This is a genomic window from Serratia sarumanii (assembly GCF_029962605.1).
GTDB classification, from domain to species: Bacteria; Pseudomonadota; Gammaproteobacteria; order Enterobacterales; family Enterobacteriaceae; genus Serratia; species Serratia sarumanii.
This window is the reverse complement of record NZ_CP124750.1, coordinates 3,942,442-3,965,258: the sequence shown is the minus strand read 5'-3', so window position 1 is coordinate 3,965,258 and position 22,817 is coordinate 3,942,442. Positions and strand designations below refer to the sequence as shown.

19 protein-coding genes are annotated in these 22,817 nt (G+C 58.7%); all 19 read left to right on the top strand.

Annotation, left to right across the window (positions count from 1 at the left end; all coding sequences use genetic code 11):
* The first annotated feature begins 293 nt into the window (after window positions 1-293).
* Window positions 294-1,019, top strand: a complete 726-nt coding sequence (rpsB, locus tag SSARUM_RS18860) for a 30S ribosomal protein S2 (RefSeq protein ID WP_016929891.1) — start codon at window positions 294-296, stop codon at window positions 1,017-1,019.
* 129 nt (window positions 1,020-1,148) lie between these two features.
* Window positions 1,149-2,000, top strand: coding sequence for a translation elongation factor Ts (gene tsf, locus SSARUM_RS18855; protein ID WP_033635739.1), 852 nt, complete (start codon window positions 1,149-1,151; stop codon window positions 1,998-2,000).
* A gap of 148 nt (window positions 2,001-2,148) precedes the next feature.
* Window positions 2,149-2,874, top strand: a complete 726-nt coding sequence (gene pyrH, locus SSARUM_RS18850; RefSeq protein ID WP_004931940.1) for a UMP kinase — start codon at window positions 2,149-2,151, stop codon at window positions 2,872-2,874.
* A 119-nt stretch (window positions 2,875-2,993) separates the two neighbouring features.
* Window positions 2,994-3,551: a ribosome recycling factor gene (gene frr, locus SSARUM_RS18845; protein WP_004931943.1), complete on the top strand. Its 558-nt coding sequence runs from the start codon at window positions 2,994-2,996 to the stop codon at window positions 3,549-3,551.
* Between the two features lie 157 nt (window positions 3,552-3,708).
* A complete protein-coding gene (gene ispC, locus SSARUM_RS18840) occupies window positions 3,709-4,905 on the top strand; it encodes a 1-deoxy-D-xylulose-5-phosphate reductoisomerase (RefSeq protein ID WP_033635738.1) in 1,197 nt (398 codons plus the stop codon).
* 277 nt (window positions 4,906-5,182) lie between these two features.
* A complete protein-coding gene (gene ispU / locus SSARUM_RS18835) occupies window positions 5,183-5,941 on the top strand; it encodes a (2E,6E)-farnesyl-diphosphate-specific ditrans,polycis-undecaprenyl-diphosphate synthase (protein WP_033635737.1) in 759 nt (252 codons plus the stop codon).
* Between the two features lie 9 nt (window positions 5,942-5,950).
* Window positions 5,951-6,793 carry a phosphatidate cytidylyltransferase gene (gene cdsA, locus SSARUM_RS18830; RefSeq protein ID WP_004931949.1) on the top strand — a complete coding sequence of 281 codons (843 nt, stop codon included), beginning with the start codon at window positions 5,951-5,953 and terminating at the stop codon, window positions 6,791-6,793.
* A 27-nt stretch (window positions 6,794-6,820) separates the two neighbouring features.
* Complete coding sequence (gene rseP / locus SSARUM_RS18825; protein ID WP_004931952.1) at window positions 6,821-8,176, top strand: sigma E protease regulator RseP; 1,356 nt, start codon at window positions 6,821-6,823, stop codon at window positions 8,174-8,176.
* Between the two features lie 35 nt (window positions 8,177-8,211).
* Window positions 8,212-10,638, top strand: coding sequence for an outer membrane protein assembly factor BamA (gene bamA, locus SSARUM_RS18820; protein ID WP_033649807.1), 2,427 nt, complete (start codon window positions 8,212-8,214; stop codon window positions 10,636-10,638).
* 156 nt (window positions 10,639-10,794) lie between these two features.
* Entirely contained in the window at window positions 10,795-11,292 is a 498-nt protein-coding gene (gene skp / locus SSARUM_RS18815) for a molecular chaperone Skp (RefSeq protein ID WP_004931958.1), read from the top strand.
* Between the two features lie 3 nt (window positions 11,293-11,295).
* The gene (gene lpxD / locus SSARUM_RS18810) at window positions 11,296-12,318 is read left to right on the top strand and encodes a UDP-3-O-(3-hydroxymyristoyl)glucosamine N-acyltransferase (RefSeq protein WP_033635735.1); all 1,023 of its coding nucleotides are present in this window, start codon (window positions 11,296-11,298) and stop codon (window positions 12,316-12,318) included.
* Between the two features lie 160 nt (window positions 12,319-12,478).
* A complete protein-coding gene (fabZ, locus tag SSARUM_RS18805; RefSeq protein WP_004931962.1) occupies window positions 12,479-12,934 on the top strand; it encodes a 3-hydroxyacyl-ACP dehydratase FabZ in 456 nt (151 codons plus the stop codon).
* Between the two features lie 3 nt (window positions 12,935-12,937).
* Complete coding sequence (gene lpxA, locus SSARUM_RS18800; RefSeq protein WP_060388403.1) at window positions 12,938-13,726, top strand: acyl-ACP--UDP-N-acetylglucosamine O-acyltransferase; 789 nt, start codon at window positions 12,938-12,940, stop codon at window positions 13,724-13,726.
* Between the two features lie 3 nt (window positions 13,727-13,729).
* On the top strand, window positions 13,730-14,878 hold the full coding sequence (gene lpxB / locus SSARUM_RS18795; protein ID WP_039567417.1) for a lipid-A-disaccharide synthase: 1,149 nt from the start codon (window positions 13,730-13,732) through the stop codon (window positions 14,876-14,878).
* A complete protein-coding gene (gene rnhB / locus SSARUM_RS18790; protein ID WP_033635733.1) occupies window positions 14,875-15,468 on the top strand; it encodes a ribonuclease HII in 594 nt (197 codons plus the stop codon). Before lpxB ends, rnhB begins: the two co-directional genes overlap by 4 nt.
* An 82-nt stretch (window positions 15,469-15,550) precedes the next feature.
* Entirely contained in the window at window positions 15,551-19,039 is a 3,489-nt protein-coding gene (gene dnaE, locus SSARUM_RS18785) for a DNA polymerase III subunit alpha (RefSeq protein WP_060431015.1), read from the top strand.
* Window positions 19,040-19,051: 12 nt separating this feature from the next.
* A complete protein-coding gene (accA, locus tag SSARUM_RS18780) occupies window positions 19,052-20,011 on the top strand; it encodes an acetyl-CoA carboxylase carboxyl transferase subunit alpha (protein ID WP_004931972.1) in 960 nt (319 codons plus the stop codon).
* Window positions 20,012-20,122: 111 nt separating this feature from the next.
* Entirely contained in the window at window positions 20,123-22,267 is a 2,145-nt protein-coding gene (locus SSARUM_RS18775) for a lysine decarboxylase LdcC (protein ID WP_060431013.1), read from the top strand.
* Between the two features lie 105 nt (window positions 22,268-22,372).
* Window positions 22,373-22,762 (top strand): VOC family protein, encoded by a 390-nt coding sequence (locus tag SSARUM_RS18770; protein ID WP_033635730.1) that lies wholly within the window; start codon window positions 22,373-22,375, stop codon window positions 22,760-22,762.
* Window positions 22,763-22,817 lie beyond the last annotated feature (55 nt).

The following is a 22,817-nucleotide window of genomic DNA, read 5'->3' as shown; positions in this document are numbered from 1 at the left end:
GGTATCAGCCCGGCCGGGGGCTGCCAAATTTCATTTCCCGATGCCCGGCGCAAAGCAACAAAAGTTGGTGTCGGCGGCGGGTTTATGGTATAAAGCGCGCCGGCGATCCGCGACTTGGTTCTTGTGACCTGGCAGGAATTGGCCGAAAATACTTTAACTGCACTCATTTTGTGTAAATAACACACACGTATCGGCACATCCGCCGGGGTGCCCTGAGGTGACTTGTCGCCGCCAGGGTCGGCGTTATGGGATACGTGGAGGCATAACCCCAATTAATCTATAGAGGTTTAATCATGGCAACTGTTTCCATGCGCGACATGCTCAAGGCTGGTGTTCACTTCGGTCACCAGACCCGTTACTGGAACCCGAAAATGAAGCCTTTCATCTTCGGCGCTCGTAACAAGGTTCACATCATCAACCTGGAGCAGACCGTACCAATGTTCAACGCCGCTCTGGCTGAACTGAGCAAGATCTCTTCCCGTAAAGGCAAGATCCTGTTCGTAGGTACCAAGCGCGCAGCAAGCGAAGCGGTAAAAGACGCTGCTAACAGCTGTGACCAGTTCTTCGTGAACCACCGCTGGTTGGGCGGCATGCTGACTAACTGGAAAACCGTTCGTCAGTCCATCAAGCGTTTGAAAGATCTGGAAATCCAGTCTCAAGACGGCACCCTGGACAAGCTGACCAAGAAAGAAGCGCTGATGCGCACTCGTGAACTGGCCAAGCTGGAAAACTCCCTGGGCGGTATCAAAGATATGGGCGGTCTGCCAGACGCACTGTTCGTTATCGATGCCGATCACGAGCACATCGCGATCAAAGAAGCCAACAACCTGGGTATCCCGGTATTCTCTATCGTTGATACCAACTCCAACCCAGACGGCGTTGACTTCATCATCCCTGGTAACGACGACGCAATCCGTGCAGTAAACCTGTACCTGACTGCCGTTGCTGCCGCTGTGCGTGAAGGTCGTTCTCAAGATCTGGCCGTTCAGGCGGAAGAAGGCTTCGTAGAAGCTGAATAATAAGGCAAGCTCGTCACTGAGCCCTTATTAACCAGGTATTGACATATGTTGGTTAGGGGGGCCTGTTAAGGCCCCCTTTGCTTATCTGAATGAGAACTGTCTCCACGCGAGATAACCGAGGAAAAATAAATGGCTGATATTACCGCTGCCCTGGTAAAAGAACTGCGCGAGCGTACCGGCGCTGGCATGATGGATTGCAAGAAGGCGCTGGTTGAATCCAACGGCGACATCGAACTGGCAATCGAAAACATGCGTAAGTCCGGTGCGATCAAAGCCGCTAAAAAAGCAGGCAACGTAGCTGCTGACGGCGTGATCAAAACCAAGATCGAAGGCAACTACGGCATCATTCTGGAAGTTAACTGCCAGACTGACTTCGTAGCGAAAGACGCCGGTTTCCAGGCGTTCGCCGACAAAGTGCTGGATGCGGCCATGGCCGGCAAAATCACTGACGTTGACGTGCTGAAAGCACAGTTCGAAGAAGAGCGCGTAGCGCTGGTGGCAAAAATCGGCGAAAACATCAACATTCGTCGCGTTGCTTCCCTGGAAGGCGAAGTGCTGGGCAGCTACCTGCACGGCGCGCGTATCGGCGTTCTGGTTGCGGCTAAAGGCGCTGACGAAGAGCTGGTTAAGCAAATCGCAATGCACATTGCGGCAAGCAAGCCAGAGTTCGTGAAGCCGGAAGACGTGTCTGCTGAAGTGGTAGAAAAAGAGTACCAGGTTCAGCTGGACATCGCCATGCAGTCCGGCAAGCCGAAAGAAATCGCAGAGAAAATGGTTGAAGGCCGCATGAAGAAATTCACCGGCGAAGTTTCTCTGACCGGTCAGCCTTTCGTTATGGATCCGAGCAAATCCGTTGCTCAGGTGCTGAAAGAGCACAACGCTGACGTGACCAACTTCATTCGCTTCGAAGTGGGCGAAGGCATCGAGAAAGTCGAAACCGACTTCGCTGCTGAAGTTGCCGCGATGAGCAAACAGTCTTAATGACTGTCGATGGAACCGCCGTCTGGCGGTTCCATACTATCCAGCCAGAATTACACCGGTGGCAGGCCCTGCAGCGTGATGCTCACCTCAGGCGCGTTTCATCGGCTGAAATCCCCAATACTAATACTGCTTCTTAGGACAGAACACCATGGCAACCAATGCAAAACCCGTATATCAGCGTATTCTGCTTAAACTGAGTGGCGAAGCCCTGCAAGGTGCAGAAGGTTTTGGTATCGACGCCAGCGTTTTGGATCGCATGGCTCAGGAAGTGAAAGAGCTGGTCGAACTGGGAATTCAGGTCGGTGTAGTTATTGGCGGCGGGAACCTGTTCCGCGGCGCGGGCCTGGCGCAAGCCGGCATGAACCGCGTAGTGGGCGACCACATGGGAATGCTGGCTACCGTGATGAACGGCCTGGCTATGCGTGATGCACTGCACCGTGCCTATGTGAACGCCCGCCTGATGTCGGCGATCCCGCTGAACGGCGTGTGTGACAATTACAGCTGGGCAGAGGCGATCAGCCTGCTGCGCAACAACCGCGTGGTGATCTTCTCCGCCGGTACCGGCAACCCGTTCTTCACCACCGATTCCGCCGCTTGCCTGCGCGGCATCGAGATCGAAGCGGACGTGGTGCTGAAAGCCACCAAAGTGGATGGCGTATACTCCGCCGATCCGGTGAAAAACCCGGATGCGACGCTGTATGAACAATTAACCTATCAGGACGTGCTGGAGCGCGAGCTGAAAGTGATGGATCTGGCTGCGTTTACGCTGGCCCGCGATCACGGTCTGCCGATCCGCGTGTTCAACATGAACAAGCCTGGCGCGCTGCGCCGCGTGGTGATGGGTGAGAACGAAGGTACGCTGATCAGCAAATAAGGCTGTTCACACCCCTTTTTCGGTGCGCGTGACGCCATGCGCCGCGCGCTCTCCGAGTACGATTACGGGCTATACTTGAGTATCGCCTGCCAAGTAACCAGCTTCCAAGGGTTTGCAACGTGACTAATGAAATCAGAAAAGATGCTGATTCACGCATGGAAAAAAGCGTAGAAGCATTCAAAAACCAAATCAGCAAGATCCGCACCGGCCGCGCTTCTCCAAGCATTCTGGACGGCATCATGGTGGAATACTACGGCGCCGCTACGCCGCTGCGCCAGCTGGCCAACGTGACCGTGGAAGACTCCCGCACGCTGAAAATCAACGTGTTCGACCGCAGCCTGAGCCAGGCCGTTGAGAAAGCGATCATGAGCTCCGATCTGGGCCTCAACCCGTCTTCCGCCGGTTCTGACATTCGCGTTCCGCTGCCTCCGCTGACCGAAGAACGCCGTAAGGATCTGATCAAGATCGTGCGCGGCGAGGCCGAGCAGGGCCGCGTAGCGGTGCGTAACGTGCGTCGCGACGCCAACGACAAGGTCAAGGCGCTGCTGAAAGACAAAGAGATCAGCGAAGACGAAGAACGTCGTTCACAAGACGAGATTCAGAAAATGACCGACGCTTACATCAAGCTGGTCGACGCCGCGCTGGCGGAGAAAGAAAAAGAGCTGATGGATTTCTAATCAGCATCGCGCAGAAAAAAAGCGTCGCCTGGGCGGCGCTTTGTTTTTTGTGGCGCAGATCCCGTTTCATCGTACTGAAAGATCATGGACAAGCGGTGTCCAAGGTTCCACACTGGAACACCTCCGATCTCATCAGACAGTTATTCAGAGTGAACTCATGAAGCAACTGACCATTCTTGGCTCGACCGGCTCGGTAGGGACCAGCACCCTGGCCGTGGTCAGGGCAAATCCCGACCTTTTTGCGATCAAAGCGCTGGTGGCCGGCCGCAACGTCGCGGTCATGGCGCAGCAATGCATGGAATTTCGGCCCGCCTTCGCCGCGATGGCGGATGAAAGCGCCGCGCGCGAACTGCGCGCCATTCTGGCGGAAAACGGCGTCGCTACCGAGGTATTGGCCGGGGAGCAAGCGGCCTGCGAACTGGCGGCGTTGGACGACGTCGATCAAGTGACGGCGGCCATCGTCGGCGCCGCGGGGCTGTTGCCGACGCTGGCGGCGATCCGCGCAGGCAAGCAGGTGCTGCTGGCCAACAAAGAGTCGCTGGTCACCTGCGGCCGTCTGTTTATGGATGCGGTACGGCAAAGCCAGGCGCAGTTGCTGCCGCTCGACAGCGAGCACAACGCGATTTTTCAGAGTTTGCCTGAGAGCATTCAGCGTCAGTTGGGATACTCTTCCCTGGACAGTCATGGTGTTTCGCGCATCGTGCTTACCGGCTCCGGCGGCCCGTTCCGCACCACGCCGCTGGAGCAGTTCGCCGCGATGACCCCGGATCAAGCCTGCGCCCACCCGAACTGGTCGATGGGGCGCAAGATCTCGGTGGATTCCGCCACCATGATGAACAAAGGTCTGGAATACATTGAGGCCCGCTGGCTGTTTAACGCCTCGGCCGAGCAAATGGAAGTGATCCTGCATCCGCAGTCGGTGATTCACTCGATGGTGCGCTATGCCGACGGCAGCGTGCTGGCGCAGCTGGGTACGCCGGATATGCGCACGCCGATCGCCCACGCGATGGCGTATCCGCAGCGCGTGAACTCCGGCGTGGAGGCGCTGGACTTCTGTCGCATCGGTTCGTTGACCTTCGCCGAACCGGAGCGCGAGCGTTATCCTTGCCTGTATCTGGCGATTGAAGCGTTCGATGCCGGCCAGGCGGCGACCACTGCGCTGAACGCGGCCAACGAAATCGCCGTGGCGGCATTTTTGCAGCAGCAGATTCGCTTTACCGACATTGCGGCGGTCAACCGCCAGGTGGTGGAGCGCCTTGCGCTGCAGGAACCGACCAGCATCGAAGCGGTCTTAGACATTGACCGCCAGGCGCGCGCCGCCGCCGAGGAGCGCGTTCGCACGTTGCGCGGTTGAGGACGGCGATTATCCGATTTTGCTCGTAATTCACGCGTGCCGCAGCGGGGCCGTTTGTTCATGCCCCGCTGAGGTGGTATAGTCTGCGCCACCTGTCAGCGGTTATACCGTTGAATTATGGCCTGATTGGCGCCTTGTGCGCCAATGGCGGCCCGGCTGCGCCGGGCATCGCGAGGGCTGGCTGAAAGCCGTGTCGGGCACACGGCTTTTTTTGCGCGTAAGGGCCTGATGTTCCGGAAAGGCAGTTATATTTCTATTGAGGAAATAAGTACGAGTTATGTCGTCCGCAAACCAACAAGAGGCTAATCCATCTTCCCCGGGGCCGCGTCATGTCGCCATCATCATGGACGGTAACGGACGCTGGGCCAAACGTCAGGGCAAGTTACGTGTCTTCGGTCATAAAGCAGGGGTGAAATCGGTTCGCCGCGCGGTCAGTTTTGCCGCCAGCCACCATTTAGATGCGCTCACGCTTTATGCCTTCAGCAGCGAAAACTGGAACCGTCCGGTGCAGGAAGTCTCCGCCCTGATGGAGCTTTTTGTCCGTGCTCTGGATAGTGAAGTAAAAAGCCTGCATAAACATAACGTCAGGCTGCGGGTGATCGGCGATATCAGCCGCTTCAGCTCGCGTTTGCAGGAGCGGATCCGCCGCTCTGAAGCACTGACGGAAAATAACGATGGCCTGACGCTCAATATCGCTGCCAACTACGGTGGCCGTTGGGATATCATTCAGGGAGTAAGGGAACTGGCCGAACGGGTACGGGTGGGGGAGTTGCACCCGGATCAGATCAGCGAGGAATTATTGAACGAGCGGGTTTGCATGAGCGACCTGGCGCCGGTGGATCTGGTTATCCGCACCGGTGGCGAGCATCGCATCAGTAACTTCCTGCTGTGGCAAATCGCCTATGCTGAACTTTACTTTACTGATGTGCTCTGGCCTGATTTCGATGAACTTGTCTTTGAAGGTGCGCTGAATGCATTTGCACAACGTGAGCGCCGCTTCGGGGGAACAACACCTATCGGCGCCGATGCGTCCTAGGGAGAACTTTTGCTGAAGTATCGCCTCATAACTGCTCTGATTTTAATCCCGATCGTTATCGCGGCGCTGTTCCTGTTGCCGCCGCTGGCCTTTGCTCTGGTAACGCTCGTCGTGTGCATGTTAGCAGCCTGGGAGTGGGGCCAACTGGCCGGTTTTACCTCCCGTTCGCAGCGCATCTGGCTGGCGATACTGTGCGGTTTTCTGCTGGCGCTGATGATGCTCAGCGTTCCCGCGTACCATCAATCCGTGCCGCAGGTGAGCGGCTCGCTGTGGCTGTCGCTGGCCTGGTGGCTGGCGGCGCTGCTGCTGGTGCTGTTCTACCCCGGCTCGGCCGCCATCTGGCGCAACTCGCGCCCGCTGCGCCTGCTGTTCGGCCTACTGACCATCGTGCCGTTCTTCTGGGGCATGCTGGCGCTGCGCCAGTTCGGCTACGAGCAAAACCCGTTTACCGGCGCCTGGTGGCTGCTGTACGTGATGCTGCTGGTGTGGGGCGCGGATTCCGGCGCCTATATGTTCGGCAAGCTGTTCGGCAAGCATAAGCTGGCGCCGAAGGTCTCTCCGGGTAAAACCTGGGAAGGGCTGATTGGCGGGCTGCTGACGTCGGCGGTCATTTCCTGGCTGTTCGGCCGCTACGCGCCGCTGAACGTGGTGCCGACCACGCTGTTGGCCTGTTCGGTGATCGCCGCGCTGGCTTCGGTGCTGGGCGATTTGACCGAAAGCATGTTCAAACGCGAAGCGGGCATCAAGGACAGCGGTCACTTGATCCCCGGTCACGGTGGCATACTGGATCGTATCGACAGCCTGACCGCGGCGGTGCCGGTGTTTGCCTGCCTGATGCTGTTGGTGTTTTAATCCGTCGATGACGGAAAGTGAGGGATGATGGTCAGCGTGCTTTGGAACCTGGTGGCGTTTCTGATTGCGCTCGGTATTTTGATCACCGTGCACGAGTTCGGACACTTTTGGGTTGCCCGCCGTTGCGGCGTGCGCGTTGAACGCTTCTCCATCGGCTTCGGCCGGGCGCTGTGGCGCCGCACCGATCGCCAGGGCACCGAGTACGTCATCGCCTTGATTCCGCTCGGCGGCTACGTGAAGATGCTGGACGAGCGCGTGGAGTCGGTGGCGCCGGAAATGCGCCATCAGGCCTTCAACAACAAAACCGTCTGGCAGCGCGCGGCCATCATCAGCGCCGGCCCCATCGCCAACTTCCTGTTTGCTATCCTTGCCTATTGGCTGGTGTTCATCATCGGCGTGCCGAGTTTCCGTCCGGTGATCGGCGAAATCGCGCCGCAATCCATCGCCGCCAAGGCTGAAATTTCGTCTGGCATGGAACTAAAGTCGGTTGACGGCATCGAAACGCCTGATTGGGAATCAGTTCGTCTGGCGCTGGTGGCGAAGATTGGCGATGCGCAAACCGAAGTCGGCGTCGCGCCGTTCGGTTCTTCGCAGGTGGTGACCAAAACCCTGGATTTGCGCCAGTGGAACTTTGAACCGGACAAGCAGGATCCCGTTGTCGCGCTGGGCATTATGCCGCGCGGCCCGCAGATAGAATCCGTGTTGGCGGAAGTGCAGCCTAACTCGGCGGCGCAAAAGGCGGGTTTACAAGCGGGGGACAGGATCGTTAAAGTCGATGGTCAGCCGTTGGGTCGTTGGCAGACGCTGGTGAAGCGTATCCACGATGGCCCGGGGCAACCGCTGGCTTTGGAGATTGAAAGAAACGGCGCCCCCTTGTCTTTGACGCTGATACCGGATACAAAGCCGGTGGGAAAAGACAAATCGGTGGGGTTTGCAGGCATCATTCCAAAGGTGCTGCCGCTGCCGGACGAGTATAAAACGATTCGCCAGTATGGACCGTTCCCGGCGCTGTATCAGGCCGGCGACAAGACCTGGCAGCTGATGCGGCTGACGGTCAACATGCTGGGCAAATTAATAACCGGTGATGTAAAGCTGAACAACCTGAGTGGCCCGATCTCGATTGCACAGGGAGCAGGGGCGTCAGCCGGAGTCGGGTTCGTGTATTATCTGATGTTCCTGGCGTTGATTAGCGTCAACCTGGGTATCATCAACCTGTTCCCATTACCGGTGTTAGATGGTGGGCATCTCCTCTTCCTGGCGATAGAAAAGCTGAAGGGTGGGCCGGTTTCCGAGCGAGTACAGGACTACAGCTACCGCATAGGTTCGATCGTGCTGGTGTTGTTGATGGGTCTTGCACTTTTCAATGATTTTTCCCGCCTCTAGGGGCGGGGATAGGTTAGGAAGAACGCATAACAACGATGGCGATGAAAAAGTTGCTCATAGCGTCGCTGCTGTTTGGCAGCGCCACCGTATACGGTGCAGACGGGTTCGTAGTGAAAGATATTCATTTCGAAGGCCTGCAGCGAGTCGCCGTCGGTGCGGCGTTACTCAACATGCCGGTTCGCGTCGGCGATACCGTCACTGACGATGACATCAGTAATACCATCCGTGCCTTGTTTGCCACCGGCAACTTCGAGGACGTGCGCGTACTGCGCGATGGTAATACCTTGATCGTGCAGGTGAAGGAACGTCCTACCATCGCCAGCATCACTTTCTCCGGCAACAAGTCGGTGAAGGATGACATGCTCAAGCAGAACCTGGAAGCCTCCGGCGTCCGGGTGGGCGAGGCGCTCGACCGCACCACGATCTCCAGCATTGAAAAAGGGCTGGAAGACTTCTACTACAGCGTCGGTAAATACAGCGCCTCGGTGAAAGCCGTAGTCACGCCGCTGCCGCGCAACCGTGTCGACCTGAAACTGGTGTTCACGGAAGGGGTCTCCGCCAAGATTCAACAAATCAACATCGTCGGCAACCATGCCTTCACCAACGACGAACTGATCTCGCGCTTCCAGCTGCGTGACGAAGTGCCGTGGTGGAACCTGGTCGGCGATCGCAAATACCAGAAGCAGAAACTGGCGGGCGATCTCGAAACCCTGCGCAGCTTCTATCTGGATCGCGGCTATGCCCGCTTCAACATCGATTCTACCCAGGTGAGCCTGACGCCGGATAAAAAAGGCATCTACATCACCATCAACATCACCGAAGGCGATCAGTACAAGCTTTCCGATGTTGTCGTGAACGGCAACCTGGCCGGCCACTCGGCGGAAGTCGCTCAGATCACCAAAATCGAACCGGGCGAGCTGTACAACGGCAGCAAGGTGACCAAAATGGAAGACAACATCAAAACGATGTTGGGCCGTTATGGTTACGCCTACCCGCGCGTCGGCACTCAGCCTGAGATCAACGACGCGGATAAAACCGTCAAACTGCACGTCAACGTCGACGCGGGCAACCGCTTCTACGTGCGTCGCATCAAGTTCGAAGGCAACGACACCAGCAAGGATTCCGTACTGCGTCGCGAAATGCGCCAGATGGAAGGCGCCTGGCTCGGCAACGAGCAGGTCGAACAGGGTAAGGAGCGTCTGAACCGTCTGGGCTACTTCGAAACGGTTGACGTGGAAACCCAGCGCGTGCCGGGCACCGCCGATCAGGTCGACGTCACCTACAAGGTGAAAGAGCGCAACACCGGTACCTTCAACTTCGGCGTCGGTTACGGCACCGAGAGCGGCGTCAGCTTCCAGGCGGGCGTGCAGCAGGATAACTGGTTGGGTACCGGCTACTCGGTGGGCATCAGCGGCACCAAGAACGACTACCAGACCTATACCGAACTGTCGGTCACCAACCCGTACTTCACCGTTGACGGTGTGAGCCTGGGCGGCCGCATCTTCTACAACGACTTTAAGGCGGATGACGCGGATCTGTCGGACTATACCAACAAGAGTTACGGTATCGACGGCACGCTGGGCTTCCCGATCAACGAAAACAACTCGTTGCGTACCGGCCTGGGCTACGTCCACAACGGCCTGTCGAACATGCAGCCGCAGATCGCGATGTGGCGTTACCTCGACTCGATGGGCGTGGATGCGAACAAGACCGATCGCGCCAGCTACTCGACGGACGACTTTACGCTGAACCTGGGTTGGACCTACAACAACCTGGACCGCGGCTACTTCCCGACGTCGGGTAACCGCACTACGTTGAACGGCAAGGTCACCATTCCGGGCTCGGACAACGAATACTACAAGGTGACGCTGGACAGCGTACAGTACGTGCCGATCAACGACGATCGCACCTGGGTGCTGTTGGGCCGTGGCCGTCTGGGTTACGCGGATGGCTTGGGCGGCAAGGAAATGCCGTTCTACGAGAACTTCTACGCCGGTGGTTCGAGCACCGTGCGTGGCTTCCAGTCCAACACCATTGGTCCGAAGGCGGTGTACTACAACTCCAACTCGTACCAGTGTCAGTTCAACGCCGGCAGCACGACCACGCGTCAGAACATCTGTAGCTCGGATGACGCGGTGGGCGGTAACGCCATGGCGGTCGCCAGCCTGGAGCTGATCACCCCGACGCCGTTCATCAGCGAGAAATACGCCAACTCGGTGCGGACGTCGCTGTTCATCGATGCCGGTACCGTGTGGGATACCAAGTGGAAGAATACCGACGAAACGCTGATGTACGGCGTGCCGGACTACAGCAAGGCCAGCAATATTCGCTCTTCCGCCGGTATCGCGCTGCAGTGGATGTCGCCGCTGGGGCCATTGGTGTTCTCTTACGCCAACCCGATCAAGAAATACGAAGGCGACAAGTCCGAACAGTTCCAGTTTAACATCGGTAAGACCTGGTAACGGGTCTCGCCTCTGGGCATAAAAGTTATTAAGAATCGCAATGGCCAGGCGCCCGCCGGCAGAGGGAGATGATTCTCATTGTTTGGTGGGATAAGTCTGGCAAATTGTGTACTTCAGTGTCATATGACACAAATGGGTGATGGTAAGGAGTTTATAGTGAAAAAGTGGTTGTGTGCCGCAGGCCTCGGTTTAGCAATGGCTGCTTCAGCTGGCGTTCAGGCAGCAGATAAGATCGCTGTCGTTAACGTCTCCAGCATTTTCCAACAGCTGCCGGCCCGCGAAGCGGTCGCTAAACAGCTGGAAAACGAGTTTAAAGGCCGTGCAAGCGAACTCCAGAACATGGAACGTAGCCTGCAGACCAAAATGCAACGTCTGCAGCGTGACGGCGCTACCATGAAAGCCAGCGATCGCAGCAAGTTGGAAAAAGACGTGATGGCGCAGCGCGAGCAGTTCTCTCAGAAAGCCCAGGCTTTCGAGCAGGACAACCGTCGTCGCCAGATGGAAGAGCGTAACAAGATCCTGAGCCGCATTCAGGACGCTGTGAAATCTGTCGCCAGCAAAGGCGGTTATGACGTGGTGATCGACGCCAACGCCGTTGCCTATGCAGACTCTTCCAAAGATATCACTGCTGACGTGCTGAAACAGGTTAAATAACACATGCTTTCAATTCGACTGGCTGATTTAGCGCAGCAGTTGGATGCACAATTGCACGGTGATGGCGATCTCGTCATCACCGGCATTGCTTCTATGCATTCGGCACAGCCTGGCCAAATCACGTTTTTGTCAAACAGCCGCTATCAAGAGCAACTGTCTTCCTGCCAGGCAAGCGCCGTGGTGCTTACCGAAGCGGATTTACCACACTGCCGTACTGCGGCGCTGGTGGTTAAAAACCCTTACCTGACCTACGCGCGCATGGCGCAGCTGATGGACACCACGCCGGCGCCGGCGCAGGATATTGCGCCAAGCGCGGTTGTCTCGCCTGAAGCGCAACTGGGGCAGAACGTCGCCATTGGGGCGAACGCGGTGATTGAGTCGGGTGCGGTGCTTGGCGATAACGTGGTTATCGGCCCGGGCTGCTTCATCGGCAAACACGCACGCATCGGCGCGGGAACGCGTCTGTGGGCGAACGTCACGATTTATCATGCGGTTGAAATCGGCCAGCGCTGCCTGATCCAGTCCGGCACCGTGATCGGCGCGGACGGTTTCGGCTATGCCAATGAGCGCGGCGAGTGGATCAAAATCCCTCAGTTGGGCACGGTGATTATCGGCGATCGCGTCGAAATCGGCGCCTGCACTACCATCGACCGCGGCGCTTTGGATAACACCCAAATCGGGAATGGTGTTATCATCGACAACCAATGCCAGATTGCACATAACGTCGTGATTGGCGACAATACCGCCGTCGCCGGCGGTGTGATCATGGCCGGCAGCCTGAAAATCGGCCGCTACTGCCAGATCGGCGGTGCCAGCGTGATCAACGGTCACATGGAAATTGCCGACAAGGTTGTTGTTACCGGAATGGGAATGGTTATGCGACCAATCACCGAACCTGGGGTATACTCTTCGGGCATTCCGTTGCAGCCTAACAAGGTTTGGCGTAAAACCGCTGCGTTGGTGATGAATATCGATGAGATCAGCAAACGCTTGAAAGCTGTCGAACGTAAAGTCGGAAAAGACTAATCATTGCCGCCCGCCCTGGCGGGTACAAAACGAAACGCGTTGGTCGTGAGACCAAAAGCGCAAAGAGATGTTAATTTGCGGCCTGCATAATGATCTCCTTTTGGGGTCAGCGCAGGCCGTGTTGTTGATGCCATCAGTTTTTAGAGACAGGAAGAGTATTTTGACTACTGACACTCATACTCTGGATATTGCAGAAATTTTGGATCTGCTTCCTCACCGTTACCCGTTCTTGCTGGTCGACCGCGTCCTCGAGTTTGAAGAGCACAAATATCTGCGTGCGGTGAAGAACGTATCGGTGAACGAACCGTTTTTCCAGGGCCACTTCCCTGGCAAACCGATTTTCCCAGGCGTATTGATTCTGGAAGCCATGGCGCAGGCCACCGGTATCCTGGCGTTTAAAAGCGTCGGCAAACTGGAGCCGGGCGAGCTGTATTACTTCGCCGGTATCGATGAAGCACGCTTCAAACGCCCTGTGGTGCCAGGCGATCAGATGGTCATGGAAGTCACCTTCGAGAAAACTCGCCGCGGCCTGACTCGCTTCAAAGGCGTGGCGACCGTTGACGGTAAAATTGTCTGCGAAGCAACCATGATGTGTGCCCGCAGCCGGGAGGCTTAATCCGTGATTGACCAAACCGCCTTTATCCATCCTAGCGCGATAGTCGAAGAAGGCGCCGTGATCGGCGCCAACGTGCATATCGGCCCTTTCTGCTACGTCGGTTCCCAGGTGGAAATCGGTGCCGGCACGGTGCTGAAATCCCACGTGGTGGTGAACGGCATTACCAAGATTGGCTGCGATAACCAGATTTATCAGTTCGCTTCCATCGGTGAAGTGAACCAGGATCTGAAATACGCGGGCGAACCGACGCGCGTTGAAGTGGGCGATCGCAACCGCATCCGCGAAAGCGTGACCATTCACCGCGGCACCGCGCAGGGCACCGGCCTGACCAAAGTGGGCAATGACAACCTGCTGATGGTCAACGTGCACGTCGCCCACGACTGCGTGGTCGGCAACGCTTGCGTGCTGGCCAACAACGCCACGCTGGCGGGGCATGTGGAAATCGACGATCACGCCATCATCGGCGGCATGACGGCGATCCACCAGTTCTGCATTATCGGCGCGCATGTGATGGTAGGCGGTTGTTCCGGCGTCGCTCAGGACGTGCCTCCATTCGTCATCGCTCAGGGTAACCACGCGACGCCGTTCGGCGTCAACGCGGTCGGCCTGAAGCGTCGCGGTTTTGACAAGGATGAAATGCAGGCGATCCGCAACGCCTACAAGATCCTGTATCGCAGCGAGAAAACGCTGGATGAAGCGAAAGCGGAAATCGAATCCCTGGCCAAAGAACAGCCGGTGGTGCAGCAGTACCTCGATTTCTTTACCCGTTCCACCCGCGGTATCATTCGCTGAGTTATGTCGAATCGTCCATTGACTATCGGATTGGTCGCCGGAGAAACCTCCGGTGACATTCTCGGCGCCGGTTTGATCCGCGCGCTCAAGGCGCAGATCCCCGACGCGCGTTTCGTTGGCGTCGCCGGCCCGCTGATGCAGGCCGAAGGCTGCGAAGCCTGGTACGAAATGGAAGAGCTGGCGGTAATGGGCGTGGTAGAAGTGCTCGAGCGTTTGCCACGCCTGTTGAAGATCCGCAAGGATCTTACCCGCCGCTTCGGCGAGCTGCGGCCGGACGTGTTTGTCGGCATCGACGCGCCGGACTTCAACATCACGCTGGAAGGCCGCCTCAAGCAGCGCGGTATCCGTACCATTCACTACGTCAGCCCTTCCGTGTGGGCCTGGCGGCAAAAGCGCGTTTTCAAAATTGGCAAAGCCACCGATCTGGTGCTGGCCTTTCTCCCTTTCGAAAAAGCGTTTTACGATCGTTTCAACGTGCCCTGCCGGTTTATCGGCCACACCATGGCGGACGCCATGCCGTTGCAGCCCGATCGGCTGGCGGCGCGCGCTCAGCTTGGCATCGATCCGCAGGCGCGCTGTCTGGCGTTGCTGCCGGGCAGCCGCGGCGCCGAAGTCGAGATGCTGAGCGCCGACTTCCTCAAGACCGCGCAGCTGCTGCGCACCCGTTATCCCGAGCTGGAAGTGGTGGTGCCGCTGGTCAACGCCAAACGGCGCGAGCAGTTTGAGCGCATCAAGGCGGAAGTGGCGCCGGATCTGACCGTACACCTGCTGAACGGTCAGGGGCGCGAGGCGATGATCGCCAGCGACGCGGCGCTGCTGGCATCCGGCACGGCGGCGCTGGAGTGCATGCTGGCCAAGTGCCCGATGGTGGTGGGCTATCGCATGAAGCCGTTCACTTTCTGGCTGGCGCAGAAGCTGGTGAAAACGCCTTACGTTTCGCTGCCGAATCTGCTGGCGGGGCGGGAGATCGTTATCGAGCTGCTGCAGCATGACTGCGTGCCGGACAAACTGGCCGCCGCCGTGATGCCGCTGCTGGAAGAGAGCCCGCAAACCGAAGCGCTGAAACAGACTTTCCTTACCTTGCACCAAAGCATCCGTTGCGGTGCGGACGAACAGGCCGCTCAGGCTGTGTTGGAGCTGGCGAAAGCATGATTGAACCCTTTATCTATCCCGCTGCCACGCTGATTGCCGGCGTGGACGAAGTGGGCCGCGGGCCGTTGGTCGGCGCGGTGGTTACCGCCGCCGTGATCCTCGATCCGGCGCAGCCGATCGTCGGGCTGGCGGATTCCAAGAAACTCAGTGAAAAACGCCGCCTGGCGCTGTATGACGAAATCGTCGCCAAGGCGCTCTCCTGGAGCCTGGGGCGCGCCGAGCCGGCGGAAATCGACCAACTGAACATTTTGCACGCCACCATGCTGGCGATGCAGCGGGCGGTGGCCGGGTTGCATATCGCGCCGGACATGGTTTTAATCGACGGTAACCGTTGCCCGAACCTGCCGATGCGTTCGCAGGCGGTGGTGAAGGGCGACAGCCGCGTGGCGGAGATCAGCGCGGCGTCCATTCTGGCGAAGGTCACGCGCGATCGTGAAATGGCCGCGCTGGACAGCGAGTTCCCGGACTACGGTTTCGCGCAGCATAAGGGTTACCCGACCGCCTTCCACCTGGAGCGGCTGGCCGCGCTGGGCGCCACCGAGCATCACCGCCGCAGCTTCGCGCCGGTGAAAAGGGCGCTGGCGCTGTAGCCTGCGGGCCTGGTTGACCAGGCCCGACGATAGCATTAACCCGGGTTCAGCCTGCTGAGCCCCTTCAATCAGGTATCTGGAGATGGCCGAACCTCGTTTTATTCACCTGCGCGTCCACAGTGACTATTCCATGATTGATGGATTGGCCAAGACGGCGCCGCTGGTGAAAAGAGCCGCCGCGTTAGCCATGCCTGCTCTGGCAATTACCGATTTCACCAACCTGTGCGGATTGGTGAAGTTCTACGGCAGCGCGCACGGCGCCGGGATCAAACCGATCATCGGCGCGGATTTCCATGTGCAAAGCGAAGAGCTGGGCGACGAGCTGGCTCAGCTGACGGTGCTGGCCAGCAACAACGAAGGCTACCAGAACCTGACGCTGCTGATTTCCCGCGCCTATCAGCGCGGCTACGGCGCCGCCGGCCCGATCATCGATCGCGACTGGCTGATTGAACATCGCGAAGGGCTGATTCTGCTCTCCGGCGCGCGTCAGGGCGACGTCGGCAAGTTTCTGCTGCGCGGCAACCAGGCGCAGGTGGATCAGTGTCTGGGCTTCTACCAGCAGTACTTCCCGGACTGTTACTACCTGGAACTGATCCGCACCGGCCGCCCGGACGAAGAGAACTACCTGCATGCGGCGGTGGCGCTGGCCACCGAGCGCGGTTTGCCGGTGGTGGCCACCAACGACGTGCGCTTCCTGGTGGAAGATGACTTCGACGCCCATGAAATTCGCGTCGCCATCCACGACGGCTTTACGCTGGACGATCCCAAGCGGCCGCGCAACTACAGCCCGCAGCAATACATGCGCAGCGAAGACGAGATGTGCGAGCTGTTCGCCGACATTCCGGAAGCGCTGCTGAACAGCGTCGAGATCGCCAAGCGCTGCAACGTCACCATTCGCCTCGGCGAATACTTCCTGCCGCAGTTCCCGACCGGCGACATGAGCACCGAGGACTTCCTGGTACTCAAATCGAAAGAGGGGCTGGAAGAGCGTCTCGAGTTCCTGTTCCCCGATCCTGAAGTGCGCGCGCAGCGCCGCCCGGAATACGACGAGCGTCTGGACGTCGAGCTGAAGGTGATCAACCAGATGGGGTTCCCCGGCTACTTCCTGATCGTGATGGAGTTTATCCAGTGGTCGAAGGACAACAACGTGCCGGTGGGGCCGGGGCGCGGCTCCGGTGCCGGTTCGCTGGTGGCCTATGCGTTGAAAATCACCGACCTCGATCCGCTGGAGTTCGACCTGCTGTTCGAACGTTTCCTGAACCCGGAACGTGTCTCGATGCCCGACTTCGACGTCGACTTCTGCATGGAGAAGCGCGATCAGGTAATTGAGCACGTGGCGGAGATGTACGGCCGCGAAGCGGTATCGCAGATCATCACCTTCGGCACCATGGCGGCGAAAGCGGTTATCCGCGACGTGGGCCGCGTGCTGGGGCACCCGTATGGCTTCGTCGATCGCATCTCCAAGCTGGTGCCGCCGGATCCGGGCATGACGCTGGAAAAAGCCTTCGCTGCCGAACCGCAGCTGCCGGAAATTTACGAGGCAGACGAAGAGGTCAAGGCGCTGATCGACATGGCGCGCAAGCTGGAAGGGGTGACGCGTAACGCCGGTAAACACGCCGGGGGCGTGGTAATCGCGCCGACCAAAATCACCGACTTCGCGCCGCTGTACTGCGACGCCGAAGGGCAGCACCCGGTGACCCAGTTCGATAAGAACGACGTGGAATACGCCGGGCTGGTGAAGTTCGACTTCCTCGGTCTGCGCACCCTGACCATCATCGACTGGGCGCTGGAGATGATCAACGCCCGGCGCGCCAAGACCGGGCTGGAGCCGATCGACATCGCCGCCATTCCGCTCGACGACAAGAAAAGCTTCGATATGCTGCAGCGCTCGGAAACCACGGCGGTGTTCCAGCTTGAATCGCGCGGCATGAAAGACCTGATCAAACGTCTGAAGCCCGACTGCTTCGAAGACATGATCGCACTGGTGGCGCTGTTCCGTCCGGGGCCGCTGCAGTCGGGGATGGTGGATAACTTCATCGACCGCAAGCACGGCCGCGAAGAGATCTCCTACCCGGACATCCAGTGGCAGCACGAGTCGCTCAAGCCGGTGCTGGAACCCACCTATGGCATCATCCTGTATCAGGAACAGGTGATGCAGATTGCCCAGGTGCTGGCGGGCTATACGCTGGGCGGCGCGGACATGCTGCGCCGTGCGATGGGTAAAAAGAACCCGGTCGAGATGGCCAAGCAGCGCGGCGGCTTTGAAGATGGCGCCAAAGCGCGCGGCATCGACGGCGAACTGTCGGTGAAAATCTTCGACCTGGTGGAGAAATTCGCCGGATACGGCTTCAACAAATCGCACTCCGCCGCCTATGCGCTGGTGTCGTATCAGACGCTGTGGCTGAAAGCGCACTACCCGGCCGAGTTTATGGCGGCGGTGATGACCGCCGATATGGACAACACCGATAAGGTGGTGGGGCTGGTGGACGAATGCTGGCGCATGGGGCTGAAGATCCTGCCGCCGGACATCAACAGCGGCCTGTATCACTTCCACGTCAACGACGACGGCGAGATCGTTTATGGCATCGGCGCCATCAAGGGCGTGGGGGAAGGGCCGATCGAAGCCATCATCGAGGCGCGCAACAGCGGCGAGCAGGGTTACTTCAAAGACCTGTTCGATCTCTGCGCGCGCTCAGACATCAAGAAACTGAACCGCCGCATTCTGGAAAAACTGATCATGTCCGGCGCGTTCGATCGCCTCGGGCCGCACCGCGCCGCGCTGATGAATTCGCTCGGCGACGCGTTGAAAGCGGCGGATCAGCATGCGAAAGCCGAAGCGATCGGCCAGGTGGATATGTTTGGCGTGCTGGCGGAAGCGCCGGAGCAGGTGGAGCAATCCTACGCCAATATCGCGCCCTGGCCGGAGCAGGTGGTGCTGGACGGTGAAAGGGAGACGCTGGGGCTGTACCTGACCGGCCACCCGATCACCCAGTACCTGAAGGAGATCGAACGTTACGCCGGTGGCCAGCGTTTGAAAGACATGCACCCGACGGATCGGGGCAAAATGACCACCGCCGTCGGGCTGGTGGTCGCCGCGCGGGTGATGGTGACCAAGCGCGGCAACCGCATCGGCATCTGTACATTGGATGACCGTTCGGGCCGCCTGGAAGTGATGTTATTCACCGAAGCGTTAGAAAAATACCAGCATTTGTTGGAAAAAGACCGTATCCTTATCGCCAGTGGACAGGTCAGCTTTGATGACTTTAGCGGCGGGCTTAAAATGATGGCCCGCGAGGTAATGGACATCAGTGAAGCCCGGGAAAAATACGCTCGCGGGCTTGCTATCTCGCTGACTGACAGGCAAATTGATGACCAGCTTTTGAACCGTCTCCGCCAGTCGTTGGAACCCCATCGATCGGGGACGATTCCAGTGCATCTCTACTATCAACGGGAAGATGCGCGAGCCAAGCTGCGTTTTGGCGCAACCTGGCGCGTGACGCCCACCGACCGCTTGTTGATCGACTTGCGGACGTTGGTAGGCAATGAGCAGGTGGACTTGGAATTTGACTAAAATAGGAATGCTATGAGTCTGAATTTTCTTGATTTTGAACAGCCGATTGCAGAGCTGGAAGCGAAAATTGACTCGCTGACTGCAGTCAGCCGTCAAGACGAAAAATTAGATATTAATCTGGACGAAGAGGTTCAGCGCCTGCGTGAAAAGAGCGTTGAGCTGACGCGCAAGATTTTTGCCGATCTTGGGGCCTGGCAGATTGCCCAATTGGCACGCCACCCGCGCCGTCCTTATACCCTGGATTATATCAAACACATCTTTACCGACTTCGAAGAGTTGGCGGGCGATCGCGCTTACGCCGACGACAAAGCGATCGTCGGCGGTATTGCGCGCCTGGATGGCCGCCCGGTGATGATCATCGGGCACCAGAAAGGCCGTGAAACCAAAGAGAAGATCCGCCGCAACTTCGGCATGCCGGCGCCGGAAGGCTACCGCAAGGCGCTGCGCCTGATGGAAATGGCCGCGCGCTTCAAGATGCCGATCATCACCTTTATCGATACCCCGGGCGCTTATCCGGGCGTGGGCGCGGAAGAGCGCGGCCAGTCCGAAGCCATCGCGCGCAACCTGCGTGAGATGTCGCGCCTGAACGTGCCGGTCATCTGCACCGTCATCGGCGAAGGCGGCTCCGGCGGCGCGCTGGCGATCGGCGTGGGCGATAAGGTGAATATGCTGCAGTACAGCACCTACTCGGTGATTTCGCCGGAAGGCTGTGCCTCCATTCTGTGGAAGAGCGCCGATAAGGCGCCGCTGGCCGCAGAAGCGATGGGCATCACCGCGCCGCGTCTGAAAGAGCTGAAGCTGATCGACTCGGTGATCCCGGAGCCGCTGGGTTCCGCGCACCGCGACGTACCGGCAATGGCCGCCGCGCTGAAAGCGCAGCTGCTGGCCGATCTGAAAGATCTGGACGGTCTGAACGACGAAGAGTTGCTCAACCGCCGCTACCAGCGTCTGATGAACTACGGCTACTGCTGAGTTCTGTTCTTCGCTGCAAGAAACCGCCTCCGGGCGGTTTTTTTTTGGCTACACACCACCGGATTTTCGTGGTGTTATAGAGACTTGGCCGTTAACTGACAGGAGCTGCCGATGAATATCATCGCCATCATGGGCCCGACGGGCGTCTACTACAAAGATGAGCCGATCCGCGAGCTCCACGCGGCGCTGGCCGCCATGGGATTCCAGCTGGTGTACCCCAAAAACAGCGGTGATCTGCTGAAGCTGATCGAAGCCAATGCCCGCATTTGCGGGGTGATCTTCGACTGGGACGACTACAGCCTGGAGCTGTGCAGCGAAATCAACGAGCTGAATGAATACCTGCCGCTGTACGCCTTTATCAATACCCATTCCACCTTCGACGTCAGCCTGCATGAAATGCGCATGGTGCTCTATTTCTTCGAGTATGGCCTGAATGCGGCGGACGATATCGCGCAGCGCATCCAGCAGTACACCGCGGAATACATCGATACCATTACGCCGCCGCTGACCAAGGCGCTGTTCAACTATGTGCGCGAAGGGAAGTACACCTTCTGCACGCCGGGCCACATGGCCGGCACCGCGTTTCAAAAAAGCCCGGTGGGCTGCCTGTTCTATGACTTTTTCGGCGCCAATACCCTGAAGGCCGACATCTCGATTTCGGTTACCGAGCTCGGTTCGCTGCTGGATCACACCGGGCCGCACCTGGAGGCCGAAGAGTATATCGCGCGCACCTTTAACGCCGAGCAGAGCTATCTGGTCACCAACGGCACCTCCACCGCCAACAAGATCGTCGGCATGTATTCGGCACCGGCCGGCAGCACCGTGCTGATCGACCGCAACTGCCACAAATCGCTGTGCCACCTGCTGATGATGAGCGATATCGTGCCGATCTATCTGCGCCCGCTGCGCAACGCCTACGGCATCCTCGGCGGCATTCCGCAGCGCGAGTTCACCCGCGAAAGCATCGCCGCCCGGGTGCAGGAGACCGAGAACGCCACCTGGCCGGTGCATGCGGTGATCACCAATTCCACCTATGACGGCCTGCTGTACAACACCGACTACATCAAGCAGACGCTGGAGGTGCCATCGATCCACTTTGACTCCGCCTGGGTGCCTTACACCAACTTCCATCCGATTTACGACGGCAAGAGCGGCATGAGCGGCGAGCGGGTGCCCGGTAAGGTTTTCTACGAGACCCAGTCGACGCACAAGCTGCTGGCGGCCTTCTCGCAGGCCTCGATGATTCATATCAAAGGCGACTACGACGAGAGCACCTTCAACGAAGCCTACATGATGCACACCACCACCTCGCCGCACTACGGCATCGTGGCGTCGATGGAGACCGCGGCCGCCATGCTGCGCGGCAACCCGGGGCGCCGCTTGATCAACCGCTCGGTGGAGCGCGCGCTGCATTTTCGCCGTGAAGTGCAGCGGCTGCGCGAGGAGAGCGACAGTTGGTTCTTCGACATTTGGCAGCCGGAAGAGATCGATGAAGCGCAATGCTGGCCATTGGATCCGGACGACAACTGGCACGGCTTCGGCCAGACCGATCGCGATCACATGTACCTCGATCCGATCAAGGTGACGATCCTGACGCCGGGCATGAACGAGCTGGGTGCGCTCGAGGAGGAGGGGATCCCGGCGGCGCTGGTGGCGAAGTACCTCGACGAGCGCGGCATCGTGGTGGAGAAGACCGGGCCGTACAACCTGCTGTTCCTGTTCAGCATCGGCATCGACAAAACCAAGGCGATGAGCCTGCTGCGCGGCCTGACCGACTTCAAGCGCGCCTACGATCTCAACCTGCGGGTGAAGAACATGCTGCCGGATCTGTACGCCGAGGATCCGGATTTCTATCGCAACATGCGCATTCAGGATCTGGCCGCCGGCATTCATCGCCTGATCTGCCAGCACGATCTGCCGCGCCTGATGCAGCGGGCGTTCGACGTGCTGCCGGAAATGAAGCTGACGCCGCACCAGATGTTCCAGGAGCAGGTGCGGGGCAACGTGGAAACCTGTGAGCTGGATCAGCTGGTTGGCAAGGTGGCGGCCAATATGATCCTGCCGTATCCGCCGGGCGTGCCGCTGGTGATGCCGGGGGAAATGATCACCGAAGAGAGCCGGGCGGTACTCGATTTTCTGCTGATGTTGTGCTCGATCGGCGAACGTTACCCCGGTTTTGAAACCGACATCCACGGCGCCAGACTGACGGAGGACGGGCGCTATCTGGTGAAGGTGTTGAAAGCCCCACAGCCATAATGCATAACACGCCCGGCAGTTTGGAAAGATATGCCGGGCGTTCTCATTGACGGCACCGCCGCCGCCGGATACCTTGCCTCATCAGACCGAACAGGAGAGGCCGCCATGCTGGCGTTACGTCAGGTACACCATATCGCGATCATTGGCGCGGATTACGCCGCCAGCAAGCGTTTTTACTGCGACATTCTCGGATTCACCCTGCTGAGCGAAGTCTACCGCGAGGAGCGCGGCTCCTGGAAAGCGGATCTGGCGCTCAACGGGCAATACGCCATCGAGCTGTTTTCTTTCCCTTCGCCGCCGGCTCGCGTCAGCCGCCCGGAGGCCTGCGGCCTGCGCCATTTGGCGTTCAGCGTTGACGACATTGACCAGGCCATCGCCCATCTGCAGGCGGCCGGCGTCGCCTGCGAACCGGTACGCGTCGATCCTTACACCCAATCCCGCTTTACCTTTTTCAGCGATCCCGATGGTTTACCGTTAGAATTATACGAGAGTTAACGGCTTAATCGCCTCCCGGCGGCCACAGCCGGGGGCGGTTATGCTATGATCGCGC